General features: G+C 38.4%; 1 protein-coding gene. It reads right to left on the reverse strand.

The window, feature by feature from the left end; translation table 11 throughout:
• Positions 1 to 363 (reverse strand): hypothetical protein (locus AC3CAU_RS16745; protein ID WP_488368514.1); only part of this gene is annotated, 363 nt, incomplete at its 3' end.
• Positions 364 to 409 lie beyond the last annotated feature (46 nt).

A 409-nucleotide genomic window follows, 5' to 3' on the forward strand; every position in this document is an offset into this window, starting at 1 on the left:
GACGGCCATAAGTGGACAAATTCCTGACAGATAATTTACGTAAGTTAAATAACTTATGATTATTGTGTAATTCGGATGCTGGGTAATCACTTCTGGAGGATAAGCCGCTGAATACAGCTGTTTAACGTTATGCAACTCTGCAATAGCTCGGATATGACAAAAACGCGTATATGTCTGGACGGCCATAAGTGGACAAATTCCTGACAGATAATTTACGTAAGTTAAATAACTTATGATTATTGTGTAATTCGGATGCTGGGTAATCACTTCTGGAGGATAAGCCGCTGAATACAGCTGTTTAACGTTATGCAACTCTGCAATAGCTCGGATATGACAAAAACGCGTATATGTCTGGACGGCCATAAGTGGACAAATTCCTGACAGATAATTTACGTAAGTTAAATAACTT

It is taken from the genome of Acinetobacter sp. GG23, assembly GCF_057766365.1.